The sequence below is a fragment of the Shigella sp. FJ200513 genome (genome assembly GCF_040495915.1).
Taxonomy (GTDB): Bacteria; Pseudomonadota; Gammaproteobacteria; order Enterobacterales; family Enterobacteriaceae; genus ECMA0423.
Map to the genome: position 1 here is coordinate 1 of NZ_JBDYCV010000056.1, position 13,246 is coordinate 13,246.

Annotated in this window: 11 protein-coding genes and 3 pseudogenes; 9 read left to right on the forward strand and 5 right to left on the reverse strand. The window is 49.8% G+C overall.

Annotation, left to right across the window (positions count from 1 at the left end; translation table 11 throughout):
- A pseudogene (locus ABZJ92_RS13110) lies at positions 1-548 on the forward strand (IS3-like element IS3 family transposase); the annotation flags it as partial.
- A gap of 29 nt (positions 549-577) precedes the next feature.
- Here the strand turns inward: ABZJ92_RS13110 and pliG are convergent.
- A pseudogene (gene pliG / locus ABZJ92_RS13115) lies at positions 578-685 on the reverse strand (g-type lysoyme inhibitor PliG); the annotation flags it as partial.
- Positions 686-926: 241 nt separating this feature from the next.
- Here pliG and ABZJ92_RS13120 point away from each other — a divergent pair.
- The 3 genes from ABZJ92_RS13120 to ABZJ92_RS13130 all read left to right on the forward strand — a co-directional run bounded on the left by ABZJ92_RS13120 (position 927) and on the right by ABZJ92_RS13130 (position 2,489).
- Positions 927-1,220, forward strand: coding sequence for a YcgL domain-containing protein (locus tag ABZJ92_RS13120; RefSeq protein ID WP_005049638.1), 294 nt, complete (start codon positions 927-929; stop codon positions 1,218-1,220).
- Between the two features lie 71 nt (positions 1,221-1,291).
- Positions 1,292-1,951 (forward strand): fumarylacetoacetate hydrolase family protein, encoded by a 660-nt coding sequence (locus tag ABZJ92_RS13125; RefSeq protein WP_000284272.1) that lies wholly within the window; start codon positions 1,292-1,294, stop codon positions 1,949-1,951.
- 91 nt (positions 1,952-2,042) lie between these two features.
- On the forward strand, positions 2,043-2,489 hold the full coding sequence (locus ABZJ92_RS13130; RefSeq protein ID WP_001306825.1) for a YcgN family cysteine cluster protein: 447 nt from the start codon (positions 2,043-2,045) through the stop codon (positions 2,487-2,489).
- Between the two features lie 206 nt (positions 2,490-2,695).
- Here ABZJ92_RS13130 and hlyE read toward each other — a convergent pair.
- A pseudogene (gene hlyE, locus ABZJ92_RS13135) lies at positions 2,696-3,596 on the reverse strand (hemolysin HlyE).
- A 372-nt stretch (positions 3,597-3,968) separates the two neighbouring features.
- Between hlyE and ABZJ92_RS13140 the strand changes: the two are divergent.
- On the forward strand, positions 3,969-4,388 hold the full coding sequence (locus tag ABZJ92_RS13140; RefSeq protein ID WP_000897378.1) for a translesion error-prone DNA polymerase V autoproteolytic subunit: 420 nt from the start codon (positions 3,969-3,971) through the stop codon (positions 4,386-4,388).
- Entirely contained in the window at positions 4,388-5,656 is a 1,269-nt protein-coding gene (umuC, locus tag ABZJ92_RS13145; RefSeq protein WP_000457611.1) for a DNA polymerase V catalytic protein, read from the forward strand. The genes ABZJ92_RS13140 and umuC overlap by 1 nt, the downstream gene beginning before the upstream one ends.
- A gap of 45 nt (positions 5,657-5,701) precedes the next feature.
- Here umuC and dsbB read toward each other — a convergent pair whose 3' ends face one another.
- Together dsbB and nhaB are read right to left on the reverse strand one after the other, a co-directional pair.
- Positions 5,702-6,232, reverse strand: coding sequence for a disulfide bond formation protein DsbB (dsbB, locus tag ABZJ92_RS13150; protein WP_000943462.1), 531 nt, complete (start codon positions 6,230-6,232; stop codon positions 5,702-5,704).
- A gap of 145 nt (positions 6,233-6,377) precedes the next feature.
- On the reverse strand, positions 6,378-7,919 hold the full coding sequence (gene nhaB / locus ABZJ92_RS13155) for a Na(+)/H(+) antiporter NhaB (protein ID WP_000406409.1): 1,542 nt from the start codon (positions 7,917-7,919) through the stop codon (positions 6,378-6,380).
- A 220-nt stretch (positions 7,920-8,139) separates the two neighbouring features.
- Here nhaB and fadR point away from each other — a divergent pair, with 220 nt between their 5' ends.
- Entirely contained in the window at positions 8,140-8,859 is a 720-nt protein-coding gene (gene fadR / locus ABZJ92_RS13160) for a fatty acid metabolism transcriptional regulator FadR (protein WP_000234823.1), read from the forward strand.
- Positions 8,860-8,910: 51 nt separating this feature from the next.
- Here the strand turns inward: fadR and ABZJ92_RS13165 are convergent, their stop codons facing one another.
- On the reverse strand, positions 8,911-10,443 hold the full coding sequence (locus tag ABZJ92_RS13165) for a SpoVR family protein (protein ID WP_000190839.1): 1,533 nt from the start codon (positions 10,441-10,443) through the stop codon (positions 8,911-8,913).
- 329 nt (positions 10,444-10,772) lie between these two features.
- Here ABZJ92_RS13165 and dadA point away from each other — a divergent pair, with 329 nt between their 5' ends.
- Positions 10,773-12,071 (forward strand): D-amino acid dehydrogenase, encoded by a 1,299-nt coding sequence (dadA, locus tag ABZJ92_RS13170; protein WP_001266897.1) that lies wholly within the window; start codon positions 10,773-10,775, stop codon positions 12,069-12,071.
- 9 nt (positions 12,072-12,080) lie between these two features.
- On the forward strand, positions 12,081-13,151 hold the full coding sequence (dadX, locus tag ABZJ92_RS13175; RefSeq protein WP_000197853.1) for a catabolic alanine racemase DadX: 1,071 nt from the start codon (positions 12,081-12,083) through the stop codon (positions 13,149-13,151).
- The last annotated feature ends 95 nt before the right edge of the window (positions 13,152-13,246 follow it).

Genomic DNA, 13,246 nt, shown 5'->3' on the forward strand with positions numbered 1-13,246 from the left:
ACCGCGCACACGGCCTGCCTGTGTCAGAAAATCTGTTGGAGCAGGATTTTTACGCCAGTGGCCCGAACCAGAAGTGGCCAGGAGACATCACGTACTTACGTACAGATGAAGGCTGGCTGTATCTGGCAGTGGTCATTGACCTGTGGTCACGTGCCGTTATTGGCTGGTCAATGTCGCCACGCATGACGGCGCAACTGCCCTGCGATGCCCTGCAGATGGCGCTGTGGCGGCGTAAGAGGCCCCGGAACGTTATCGTTCACACGGACCGTGGAGGCCAGTACTGTTCAGCAGATTATCAGGCGCAACTGAAACGGCATAATCTGCGTGGAAGTATGAGCGCAAAAGGTTGCTGCTACGATAATGCCTGCGTGGAAAGCTTCTTTCATTCGCTGAAAGTGGAATGTATCCATGGAGAACACTTTATCAGCCGGGAAATAATGCGGGCAACGGTGTTTAATTATATCGAATGTGATTACAATCGGTGGCGGCGGCACAGTTGGTGTGGCGGCCTCAGTCCGGAACAATTTGAAAACCAGAACCTCGCTTAGGCCTGTGTCCATATTACGTGGGTAGGATCACTATGGCCTTTGCTGAACTCAACATTGACATTCTTACCCGCAGCAAAGCTCGTGGAGGTTAGCAGTGCAAGCAGCAATACAGCCTTACTGATGCTCTTGATTTTCATTGGTAGTCTCCTGTTCAGAATGAGTACGATGAACTGTTATAATATAACAATCCCTTACGGGAGAATTCCAGTGGCTTTTCTGCGTTCGGTAAAATCCCGGCGCGGCATTTTTTGCCGGGGGGATTACTTATAAAGGGGCATGGACTCAACAAACCGCAGAAATCTACAGCTGGCTGGCTTGTGGCGCGGGTTTCATTGATGTTAGCTTATGCCAAAACCTGGCATCTTAAAGAGTAAAAGTATGTTTTGTGCGATTTATCGAAGCAGCAAGCGTGACCAGACCTATTTATATGTCGAAAAAAAAGACGATTTTTCGCGTGTTCCTGAGGAACTGATGAAAGGTTTTGGTCAGCCTCAGTTAGCGATGATTCTGCCGTTGGATGGGCGGAAGAAACTGGTCAATGCTGATATTGAAAAGGTTAAACTGGCATTAACCGAGCAAGGTTACTATTTGCAGTTACCGCCACCACCCGAAGATTTGCTGAAGCAACATCTTTCCGTCATGGGGCAGAAAACAGACGACACTAACAAATAACCGATATCCGGCGGTGGCATTATCTTTGTCGGCGCGGGTTTTCATATCCACGATAAGGTGAGGGGAACGTTATGTATCAACATCACAACTGGCAAGGTGCGCTGCTGGATTATCCGGTGAGTAAAGTAGTCTGTGTTGGCAGTAACTATGCCAAACATATTAAAGAGATGGGCAGCGCAGTGCCCGAAGAGCCAGTGCTGTTTATTAAACCAGAAACGGCACTGTGCGATCTGCGGCAGCCATTGGCGATCCCATCCGATTTCGGTTCAGTTCATCATGAAGTCGAACTGGCGGTGTTGATTGGCGCGACGCTGCGTCAGGCAACGGAAGAGCATGTCCGCAAAGCCATTGCCGGTTACGGCGTGGCGCTTGATCTGACATTGCGTGATGTTCAGGGAAAAATGAAGAAAGCCGGGCAGCCGTGGGAAAAGGCTAAAGCGTTTGATAACTCTTGTCCGCTTTCCGGGTTTATCCCCGCGGCGGAATTTACCGGCGATCCACAAAATACAACGCTGGGCCTGAGCGTAAACGGCGAAAAACGCCAGCAAGGTACGACTGCGGACATGATCCATAAAATCGTTCCGTTGATCGCTTATATGAGCAAGTTTTTTACCCTCAAGGCCGGTGACGTTGTGTTGACAGGCACGCCTGATGGCGTCGGCCCGTTGCAAAGCGGTGATGAGCTGACAGTCACTTTCGATGGGCATTCTTTGACAACTCGCGTTTTGTAATACTTTTTGCCGCCAGAAAGCGGCGGCAAAACTTGCATCGCTGTGCCAGACTGGTTATAAGGTGCGTTTTAACGTAATGGCGGAACACCTGATGAGCGATGTACCTTTCTGGCAAAGTAAAACCCTGGACGAAATGAGCGATGCGGAATGGGAGTCGTTGTGTGATGGTTGCGGTCAGTGTTGCTTGCATAAACTGATGGATGAAGACACCGACGAAATCTACTTCACTAACGTCGCCTGTCGCCAGCTCAATATTAAAACCTGTCAATGTCGGAACTACGAACGTCGTTTCGAGTTTGAACCCGACTGCATTAAATTAACCCGTGAAAATCTGCCAACATTCGAATGGCTGCCAATGACCTGCGCTTATCGGTTGCTGGCGGAAGGTAAAGATTTACCTGCGTGGCATCCGCTACTTACTGGTTCGAAAGCGGCAATGCATGGTGAACGTATCTCTGTGCGTCATATCGCAGTGAAAGAATCAGAAGTGATTGACTGGCAGGATCATATCTTAAATAAACCTGACTGGGCGCAGTGATAAATTTAATAGATGCTGATGGGGGCTTTCTTAATATACGTCTGGATGCTCGCCATTTCGTAGCCCTGTTTTTGAAAGCGCTCTGTCATAATGAGAGTTACCCGATACCTTATTATCAACAGGTAACTCTCAATCTTTAAAAAACGTCTGTGTTTTTAAATGTGATAAACCTTATACCTTGAGTACATGGAGAGAATAATCGCTTATCAGACTTCAGGTACTTCAAAGAGTGTCTTTTTACCGTGTCTTTTCTGATACTCATTACAGGTGTTAATCATTTTTTTGGCCGCTGCTTTTAGCAAAGAAAGCATTAAATCATCATAATCAACATAGAATCTGGTTGTTTCAGTTTCCGTTTTTATCTCCCCGATGGCGGCTATTTCGGTGGTTAATTTCAATTTGGCGGCATCGATATCTTTATTCGCTTGTTTAACCGTGTTAGACAGGGTGGTAAAGAAACTCTGCACAGATTTTAACTTGTTCTTCAATTCTGGAATCAGTTTCCCTTCAACTACGCCCGCAGCAATAGAATAGGAAATGATTAAACCAAATGGACCGGCGACGACATCGGCTGCGGCACCGGCATACGCTTCCTTCCTGATTTTATCTACCTGTGACTGGAAATAGCTGCTTTTTTCTGAAAAATCATTGGTTAACTGGCTATCTAACGCCAGCAGTTTCCCGGAAGCGTTGTTGAAACTTTGTGAGCTTACCAGCAGGGATTTTTGCGCTTCATTCAGCTTCGTGATGCCGTCATCCAGTACCTTAATGAGGGGCGGATGCTTTCTTCTCATTGTACTCATCAAATAGCAAAATATACGCTGCGAGCAATTGCGTCGCAACACCACACCATTCATACACTGTTTGGGTTGCTTCAAAATACTTATCCTGGCTATCCATAAGTAAGGTTTTAATATCGCCGACTAAAACGGAGGCTGCCTGTGAATACTCCTGTTTAAAGCGACTTAACTCTTTTATGGTTTCATCAAAGGTCTGCCAGGGGATGACCTGATCGAGATATTTATTATAAAGATCTAATGCTCCATCTGCGGTTTCGATTGCGTTTTTAACTACTTCTACCGTTTTATCTGCAACGATTTCAGTCATAATCATTCGCCTCTTTAAATATATAAATTGTAATGAAACTCCTGTTTTACAACTATTAATAAATTTTACTTCATCTAATTCATAGTTAGCCGGGCGGGATGCGTCAATGTCTTTATTTCTATTAATATGATAAATATCAAACAATGTTTAATGTCATTATGGCGAATGCTTCTATTCTATTTTTTTGCCGGGTGATATTTTTCATTTCTGCTGGATGAGCGTCGTCGCCAGAAGGCCACGTGAGCACAGGATAAGAGAACGAAAAATCAGCAGTCTATGCAGCGACAAATATTGATAGCCTGAATCAGTATTGATCTGCTGGCAAGAACAGACCACTGTATATAAAAACAGTATAACTTCAGGCAGATTATTATGTTGTTTATCAAGCCTGCGGATCTCCGCGAAATTGTGACTTTTCCGCTATTTAGCGATCTTGTTCAGTGTGGCTTTCCTTCACCGGCAGCAGATTACGTTGAACAGCGCATCGATCTGAATCAACTGTTGATCCAGCATCCCAGCGCGACTTACTTCGTCAAAGCAAGTGGTGATTCTATGATTGATGGTGGAATTAGTGACGGTGATTTACTGATTGTCGATAGTGCTATTACCGCCAGCCATGGTGATATTGTCATCGCTGCTGTTGACGGCGAGTTTACGGTGAAAAAATTGCAACTACGCCCGACGGTACAGCTTATTCCCATGAACAGTGCGTACTCGCCCATTACCATCAGTAGCGAAGATACGCTGGATGTCTTTGGTGTGGTGATCCACGTCGTTAAGGCGATGCGCTGATGTTTGCCCTCTGTGATGTAAACGCGTTTTATGCCAGCTGTGAGACGGTGTTTCGCCCTGATTTATGGGGTAAACCGGTGGTTGTGCTATCGAATAATGACGGTTGCGTTATCGCCCGAAACGCTGAGGCAAAGGCGCTGGGCGTTAAAATGGGCGATCCCTGGTTCAAACAAAAAGATCTGTTTCGTCGCTGTGGTGTGGTTTGCTTTAGCAGCAATTATGAGCTTTACGCAGACATGAGCAATCGGGTGATGTCGACGCTGGAAGAACTATCGCCCCGCGTCGAGATTTACAGTATTGATGAAGCATTCTGCGATCTGACAGGTGTGCGTAATTGTCGCGATCTGACTGATTTTGGCAGAGAAATTCGCGCAACGGTGCTACAACGTACCCATCTTACTGTTGGTGTGGGGATCGCCCAGACCAAAACGTTGGCTAAGCTTGCCAATCATGCGGCAAAAAAATGGCAGCGGCAGACGGGTGGGGTGGTGGATTTATCAAATCTGGAACGCCAGCGTAAATTAATGTCTGCTCTCCCCGTGGATGACGTCTGGGGGATTGGACGGCGGATCAGCAAAAAACTGGACGCGATGGGGATCAAAACCGTTCTCGATTTGGCGGATACAGATATCCGGTTTATCCGTAAACATTTTAATGTCATGCTCGAAAGAACGGTGCGTGAACTGCGCGGCGAACCCTGTTTGCAACTGGAAGAGTTTGCACCGACGAAGCAGGAAATTATCTGTTCCCGCTCGTTTGGTGAACGCATCACGGATTATACGTCGATGCGGCAGGCCATTTGTAGTTACGCTGCCCGGGCGGCGGAAAAACTTCGCAGTGAGCATCAATATTGTCGGTTTATCTCCACATTTATTAAGACGTCACCATTTGCGCTCAATGAACCTTATTACGGCAATAGCGCGTCGGTAAAACTGCTGACGCCCACTCAGGACAGCAGGGATATCATTAACGCTGCTACGCGATCTCTGGATGCCATCTGGCAAGCGGGCCATCGCTACCAAAAAGCGGGCGTGATGCTGGGGGATTTCTTCAGTCAGGGAGTCGCGCAGCTCAATTTATTCGATGACAACGCACCGCGCCCCGGGAGTGAGCAATTGATGGCGGTAATGGATACTCTGAATGCTAAAGAGGGCAGAGGAACACTCTATTTTGCCGGGCAGGGGATCCAACAACAATGGCAGATGAAGCGAGCTATGCTTTCACCACGTTATACAACGCGAAGTTCTGATTTACTGCGGGTCAAATAAATATAGCGGCAGGAAAAAAGCGCTCCCGCAGGAGCGCCGAATGGATTAGCGACCGAACAGATCACGTTTTTTCGCTTTAAACGGCTGGGAAATCACCACCAGCACCGCGACAATCAGGTAAGCGATAAAAATACCGAGCAGCCACTGCGGCATTTCCATACCTAAAAAATCCCACTGACGCTCGGCGCAATCGCCAGAGGCGACAAACACTTGCGGCACCCATTTATCCAGCGGCAGCCATTCCGGGAAACGAACCATAAAATCACAGGTGGCAAATGGCGAAGGATAGAGCTGAAGCATGGTGTGCTCGTAAGTTAACTGCACACCGCGGAACGCACTATACAACCAGATAACCATCGCTACATAACGCAGCGGAGTTTTCGGGGCGATCGCGCCAATCAGCGCAGCACCCAGAACGCCGAATAACGCGCAGCGTTCATAAATACAGAGCACGCAAGGTTTCAGTAACATCACATGCTGGAACCACAGCGCCGTCAGTTCCAGTGCCAGAGCAGTAAACGCCATCAACAGCCACGCGCCCCGGCCTTGTGAACATTGGTTCAAAAATCGCAACATAATCATTTCCCTGCAATATGCATAGAGTGCGCAGTTTAAACCAATTCATTCGCTGCGCCACCAGGAGGCAGCAAAAATAGGACGCAATTGGACAATTATCGGGCGAAAAGGCAAACCGGGCATTTATATGCCCGGTAAGTTGTTATCAAAGCGTTGCTATCCAGCCCATTTGCATAAACCATTCGGTTACAGGGGCAAGCGTAAACTCGACGCAGAGCAAGCCGACGAGTGTCAGTACGAGGGTGTAAGGCAGGGCCATCCACACCATGCGGCCATAAGAGAGGCGAATCAATGGCGCGAGTGCAGAGGTCAGCAGGAACAGGAACGCAGCCTGACCGTTCGGCGTAGCGACAGAGGGCAGATTGGTACCGGTATTAATGGCGACCGCCAGCAGCTCGTATTGCTTCAACGTGATAGCGCCACTTTCCATTGCCGCTTTCGCTTCGTTGATATAAATCGTCCCCACGAAGACGTTATCCGAAATGGATGACAGCAGACCGTTGAAAATATAGAACAGCGACAGCTGAGCATGTTCAGATGCCTGCAACACAAACTGAATAATCGGCGAAAACAGTTGTTGGTCGATAATCACCGCGACTACCGAGAAAAACACCGTCAACAGTGCGGTGAATGGCAGAGATTCGGTGAAGGCTTTACCGATAGCATGTTCATCGGTGACACCGGTCAATGATGTTGCCAGAATAATGACTGACAAACCAATCAAGCCAACTTCCGCCAGATGCAACGCCAGCGCAGTCACCAGCCAGACGCCAATAATCGCCTGGACAATCAGACGGATTTTATCCTGACGGGTACGCTGGTGGCGGCTTTGATCGTCAAACTGTTGCAACACTTCGCGGACTTTCTCCGGCAGCGTTTCACCGTAGCCAAACCAACGCAGCTTCTCTACCAGCAGGCAGGTTAACAGGCCACAAATCAGAACCGGAACGGTCACCGGCGACATGCGCAGGAAGAAATCGCCAAAATGCCAGCCAGCCGCTTTAGCGATGATCAGGTTCTGTGGTTCGCCCACCATGGTCATTACGCCGCCTAATGCGGTGCCGACACCGGCATGCATCATCAGGCTACGCAGAAAGCCACGGAACTGTTCCAGAACCACGTTGTAATGCTTGTCGATATGACTATCGTCTTGCAGGTCGGTGTCTTCGGTACGGGAAGAGGCTACGCGATGATAAATACCATAAAAACCGACTGCAACGCTGATCACCACCGCCACGACGGTTAAGGCATCGAGGAACGCGGAGAGGAACGCTGCCGCCACGCAAAAAGAGAGCGACAGCAGCATTTTGGAGCGAATGCTTAACAGCAAACGGGTAAATATGAACAGCAACAGCTGTTTCATAAAATAGATACCCGCCACCATAAACATCAATAACAGCAAGACTTCAAGATTTGCCGCCACCTCTTCACGGACGTGTTCCGCGCTGGTCATGCCGATGAATACCGCTTCGATAGCCAACAGACCACCGGGGAGTAGCGGGTAGCATTTCAGGGCCATCGCCAGAGTGAAAATAAATTCCGCTACCAGCAACCAGCCCGCGACGAAAGGGCTGATGAGGAAAATTAACGGGTTTACGATTAAGAAAATGATGAGGGCGAGTTTGTACCAGTCGGGGGACTGGCCCAAAAAATTGCGCCATAGCGCGCGGCCCCAGGAGATCTCCATGATGGTTTCCCTTACCTTACAAATAATCAATGATGTTTTTATGTTTAAACGCAAAGCTTAACGGTCAGGCAGGAGTGAGGCAAGTCTTGATAGTCAAGGGGAAAGAGATGCGGAAAATGAAGCCTTGATCCCTTTTTCTTCTTTTTGTCTGCTATCAGCGTAGTTAGCCCTCTGGTATGATGAGTCCAACTTTGTTTTGCTGTGTTATGGAAATCTCACTATGGTCATTAAGGCGCAAAGCCCGGCGGGTTTCGCGGAAGAGTACATTATTGAAAGTATCTGGAATAACCGCTTCCCTCCCGGGACTATTTTGCCCGCAGAACGTGAACTTTCAGAATTAATTGGCGTAACGCGTACTACGTTACGTGAAGTGTTACAGCGTCTGGCACGAGATGGCTGGTTGACCATTCAACATGGCAAGCCGACGAAGGTGAATAATTTCTGGGAAACTTCCGGTTTAAATATCCTTGAAACACTGGCGCGACTGGATCACGAAAGTGTGCCGCAGCTTATTGATAATTTGCTGTCGGTGCGTACCAATATTTCCACTATTTTTATTCGCACCGCGTTTCGTCAGCATCCCGATAAAGCGCAGGAAGTGCTGGCTACCGCTAATGAAGTGGCCGATCACGCCGATGCCTTTGCCGAGCTGGATTACAACATATTCCGCGGCCTGGCGTTTGCTTCCGGCAACCCGATTTACGGTCTGATCCTTAACGGGATGAAAGGGCTGTATACGCGCATTGGTCGTCACTATTTCGCCAATCCGGAAGCGCGCAGTCTGGCGCTGGGCTTCTACCACAAACTGTCGGCGTTGTGCAGTGAAGGCGCGCACGATCAGGTGTACGAAACAGTGCGTCGCTATGGGCATGAGAGTGGCGAGATTTGGCACCGGATGCAGAAAAATCTGCCGGGTGATTTAGCCATTCAGGGGCGATAATCCCTTCCGTTTAAAGAGCAACCCCCTCAAACGAGGGGTTTTTTGTTGTTTTTACAGATTTCCCATTCTTGGCGGGCAACGTTCCAGCAACTCGATGCTGCCGTCTTCGTTTTGCTGTTCGAGCATCACATCAAATCCCCACAGGCGATGCACATGCTTCAGGACTTCTTTGCGCCCCCGATCCAGCGGTGCGCGATTATGTGGAATATAACGCAGCGTCAGCGAACGGTCGCCGCGCAAATCCACGTTCCAGATCTGAATATTCGGCTCCAGATTACTTAAGTTATATTGCGACGATAACCGGTTACGGATCTCCCGATAACCTTCTTCATTATGAATAGCGGAAATCTCCAGATAATTATGCCGATCATCATCCAGCACGGTGAAGAAGCGGAAATCACGCATCACTTTCGGTGACAGAAACTGGCTGATAAAACTCTCATCTTTGAAATCACGCATCGCGAAATGCAGCGTTTCCAGCCAGTCGGAACCGGCGATATCCGGGAACCAGTATTTGTCTTCTTCCGTTGGCGACTGACAAATCCGTTTAATATCCTGGAACATGGCGAACCCGAGGGCATACGGGTTGATGCCGCTGTACCACGGGCTGTTATAGGGGGGCTGGAAGACCACATTGGTGTGGCTGTGCAAAAACTCCAGCATAAAACGTTCCGTTACTTTCCCTTCATCATACAGATGGTTAAGGATGGTATAGTGCCAGAAGGTCGCACAGCCTTCGTTCATCACCTGAGTCTGTTTTTGCGGATAAAAATACTGGCTCACCTTACGCACAATACGCAGGATTTCACGCTGCCATGATTCCAGCAGTGGCGCATTTTTCTCCATAAAATAGAGCAGGTTTTCTTGTGGTTCGGACGGATAGCGGCGCGCTTCAGCAACCGTTTTCTCTTCCTCGCGCTTCGGCAGGGTACGCCAGAGCATATTGACCTGACTTTGTAGATACTCTTCGCGACTTTTCTGCCGGGCTTTCTCTTCTTGCAGCGAGATTTTTTGCGGGCGTTTGTACCGGTCCACGCCGTAGTTCATCAGCGCGTGGCACGAGTCCAGAAGCCGTTCTACTTCATCAACGCCATAACGTTCTTCGCACTCGGTAATATATTTACGGGCAAAAATCAGATAATCGACAATCGAACTGGCGTCGGTCCAACTGCGGAATAAGCAATTGTTTTTAAAGAAAGAGTTATGTCCATAGCAGGCGTGTGCCATCACCAGCGCCTGCATAGTAATGGTGTTCTCTTCCATCAAGTAAGCGATACACGGGTTAGAGTTAATGACGATTTCATAGGCCAGCCCTTGCTGACCGTGCTTATACAGCCGTTCAGTCTCGATAAACTTTTTACCGAATGACCAGTGCGGATAGTTAATTGGCATGCCGACGCTGGAATAGGCATCCATCATCTGTTCTGAGGTTATCACTTCAATCTGGTGCGGGTAGGTATCCAGCCGGTAGAGTTTCGCCACCCGGTCTATCTCTGCCAGATAAACATCCAGCAGGTCGAACGTCCAGTCGGGTCCATCGCTCAAACGTGTGGTGTCCTTATTCATAGAATCGATCGTCGCCATACGCGCACCTCATTGTTGTCGGCGCTCTCTGTGTGGAGCACCTCATTTCAAGCATAGAACACCTGTTAAAAACCGCGTCGCCGGAGAATTTTTTTCTTTGCGATTTCTTATTATCAGAGTGCCACTAATCCGCTTCTGAACGGAATTTTATGCTGGATAAAAAGGGCGTTCAGCAGGAGATACTAAAGACGCCATATTGCCGCAGAGTCAGGGAGATGTGAGTCAGCTCACCATAAAAAAGCCGTATGTTGAATAATATTTTCAACTGAGTTATCAAGATGTAATTAGATTATTATTCTTTTACTGTATCTACCGTTATCGGAGTGGCTATGCGAGTTGTCATACTGGGAAGTGGTGTGGTAGGCGTTGCCAGCGCCTGGTACTTAAATCAGGCAGGACATGAGGTCACCGTCATTGATCGGGAGCCGGGGGCCGCCCTGGAAACCAGTGCCGCGAATGCCGGGCAAATCTCCCCCGGATATGCTGCACCGTGGGCAGCACCAGGTGTGCCTTTAAAAGCGATTAAATGGATGTTCCAGCGCCATGCGCCGCTGGCGGTTCGTCTCGACGGTACGCAGTTTCAGTTGAAATGGATGTGGCAAATGTTACGTAACTGCGACACCAGCCACTACATGGAAAACAAAGGGCGGATGGTGCGTCTGGCGGAATACAGCCGTGATTGCCTGAAAGCATTGCGCGCCGAAACCAATATTCAGTATGAAGGGCGTCAGGGTGGGACGCTGCAACTGTTCCGTACCGAACAACAGTATGAAAATGCGACCCGCGATATCGCCGTGCTGGAAGATGCCGGCGTACCGTATCAGCTGCTGGAATCCAGCCGCCTGGCGGAAGTGGATCCCGCGCTGGCAGAAGTAGCGCACAAACTGACGGGCGGCCTGCAGTTACCCAATGATGAAACCGGAGACTGCCAGCTGTTTACCCAGAATCTGGCGCGGATGGCAGAGCAGGCGGGGGTTAAATTCCGCTTTAATACGCCCGTTGACCAACTGCTTTGCGACGGCGAGCAAATCTACGGCGTGAAGTTTGGCGATGAAGTGATTAAGGCCGATGCGTATGTGATGGCGTTTGGTTCTTACTCGACGGCGATGCTCAAAGGCATTGTTGATATTCCGGTGTATCCGCTGAAAGGCTACTCGCTGACTATTCCAATTGCGCAGGAAGATGGTGCGCCAGTATCCACCATTCTTGATGAAACCTACAAAATCGCCATTACCCGTTTCGATAACCGCATTCGTGTTGGCGGAATGGCGGAAATTGTTGGTTTTAACACCGAGCTGTTGCAACCGCGTCGTGAAACGCTGGAAATGGTGGTTCGCGATCTCTATCCACGCGGCGGTCATGTCGAGCAGGCGACTTTCTGGACGGGTTTGCGCCCGATGACGCCAGACGGTACGCCGGTTGTCGGGAGTACACGCTTTAAAAATCTGTGGCTGAATACCGGTCACGGCACGCTCGGCTGGACGATGGCTTGCGGTTCCGGTCAGTTGTTAAGCGATCTGCTCTCTGGTCGCACGCCAGCGATCCCATATGAGGATCTAAGCGTAGCGCGCTACAGCCGTGGATTTACGCCATCACGTCCGGGCCATTTACATGGCGCACACAGCTAAGGAAACGAGATGACCCGTCCGATACAGGCCAGCCTCGATCTGCAGGCATTAAAACAGAATCTGTCCATTGTCCGCCAGGCCGCGCCGCACGCGCGCGTCTGGTCGGTGGTAAAAGCGAACGCTTACGGGCATGGTATTGAGCGTATCTGGAGCGCGCTCGGGGCCACCGATGGCTTTGCATTACTTAACCTGGAAGAGGCAATAACGTTACGTGAGCGCGGCTGGAAGGGGCCGATCCTGATGCTGGAAGGATTTTTCCATGCTCAGGATCTGGAGATTTATGACCAGCACCGCCTGACCACCTGCGTACACAGCAACTGGCAGCTCAAAGCACTGCAAAATGCGCGGCTAAAAGCACCGTTGGATATTTATCTTAAAGTGAACAGTGGGATGAATCGGTTGGGCTTCCAGTCCGATCGCGTGCTTACCGTCTGGCAGCAGTTGCGGGCAATGGCGAATGTTGGCGAAATGACCCTGATGTCGCATTTTGCTGAAGCGGAACATCCTGATGGAATTTCCGGCGCGATGGCGCGTATTGAGCAGGCGGCGGAGGGGCTGGAGTGTCGGCGTTCGTTGTCCAATTCGGCGGCGACTCTGTGGCACCCGGAAGCGCATTTTGACTGGGTTCGGCCTGGCATTATTTTGTATGGCGCTTCGCCGTCCGGTCAGTGGCGTGATATCGCCAATACCGGATTACGTCCGGTGATGACGCTAAGCAGTGAGATTATTGGTGTCCAGACGCTAAAAGCGGGCGAGCGTGTGGGCTACGGCGGTCGCTATACTGCGCGCGATGAACAGCGAATCGGCATTGTCGCCGCAGGATACGCCGACGGTTATCCGCGCCATGCGCCTACCGGTGCTCCTGTTTTAGTGGACGGCGTGCGCACCATGACGGTGGGGACCGTCTCGATGGATATGCTGGCGGTTGATTTAACGCCTTGCCCGCAGGCGGGGATTGGTACGCCGGTTGAGCTGTGGGGCAAGGAGATCAAAATTGATGATGTCGCCGCCGCTGCCGGAACGGTGGGCTATGAGTTGATGTGCGCACTGGCGTTACGCGTCCCGGTTGTGACAGTGTAACTTGTTGTAAGCCGGATCGGAGGCAGCGTCTTCTGGTTGCGAAAAAATCATCCATCCGGCTGGTCAGCAACTGTAGTTGTTAATGTGACAGAGCC

Excerpts from the sequence above, each read along its gene's own strand:
- ABZJ92_RS13120 (WP_005049638.1), top strand. The coding sequence starts at position 927 with ATGTTTTGTGCGATTTATCGAAGCAGCAAGCGTGACCAGACCTATTTA.
- ABZJ92_RS13125 (WP_000284272.1), top strand. The coding sequence starts at position 1,292 with ATGTATCAACATCACAACTGGCAAGGTGCGCTGCTGGATTATCCGGTG.
- ABZJ92_RS13130 (WP_001306825.1), top strand. The coding sequence starts at position 2,043 with ATGAGCGATGTACCTTTCTGGCAAAGTAAAACCCTGGACGAAATGAGC.
- ABZJ92_RS13140 (WP_000897378.1), top strand. The coding sequence starts at position 3,969 with ATGTTGTTTATCAAGCCTGCGGATCTCCGCGAAATTGTGACTTTTCCG.
- umuC (WP_000457611.1), top strand. The coding sequence starts at position 4,388 with ATGTTTGCCCTCTGTGATGTAAACGCGTTTTATGCCAGCTGTGAGACG.
- dsbB (WP_000943462.1), bottom strand. The coding sequence starts at position 6,232 with ATGTTGCGATTTTTGAACCAATGTTCACAAGGCCGGGGCGCGTGGCTG.
- nhaB (WP_000406409.1), bottom strand. The coding sequence starts at position 7,919 with ATGGAGATCTCCTGGGGCCGCGCGCTATGGCGCAATTTTTTGGGCCAG.
- fadR (WP_000234823.1), top strand. The coding sequence starts at position 8,140 with ATGGTCATTAAGGCGCAAAGCCCGGCGGGTTTCGCGGAAGAGTACATT.
- ABZJ92_RS13165 (WP_000190839.1), bottom strand. The coding sequence starts at position 10,443 with ATGGCGACGATCGATTCTATGAATAAGGACACCACACGTTTGAGCGAT.
- dadA (WP_001266897.1), top strand. The coding sequence starts at position 10,773 with ATGCGAGTTGTCATACTGGGAAGTGGTGTGGTAGGCGTTGCCAGCGCC.
- dadX (WP_000197853.1), top strand. The coding sequence starts at position 12,081 with ATGACCCGTCCGATACAGGCCAGCCTCGATCTGCAGGCATTAAAACAG.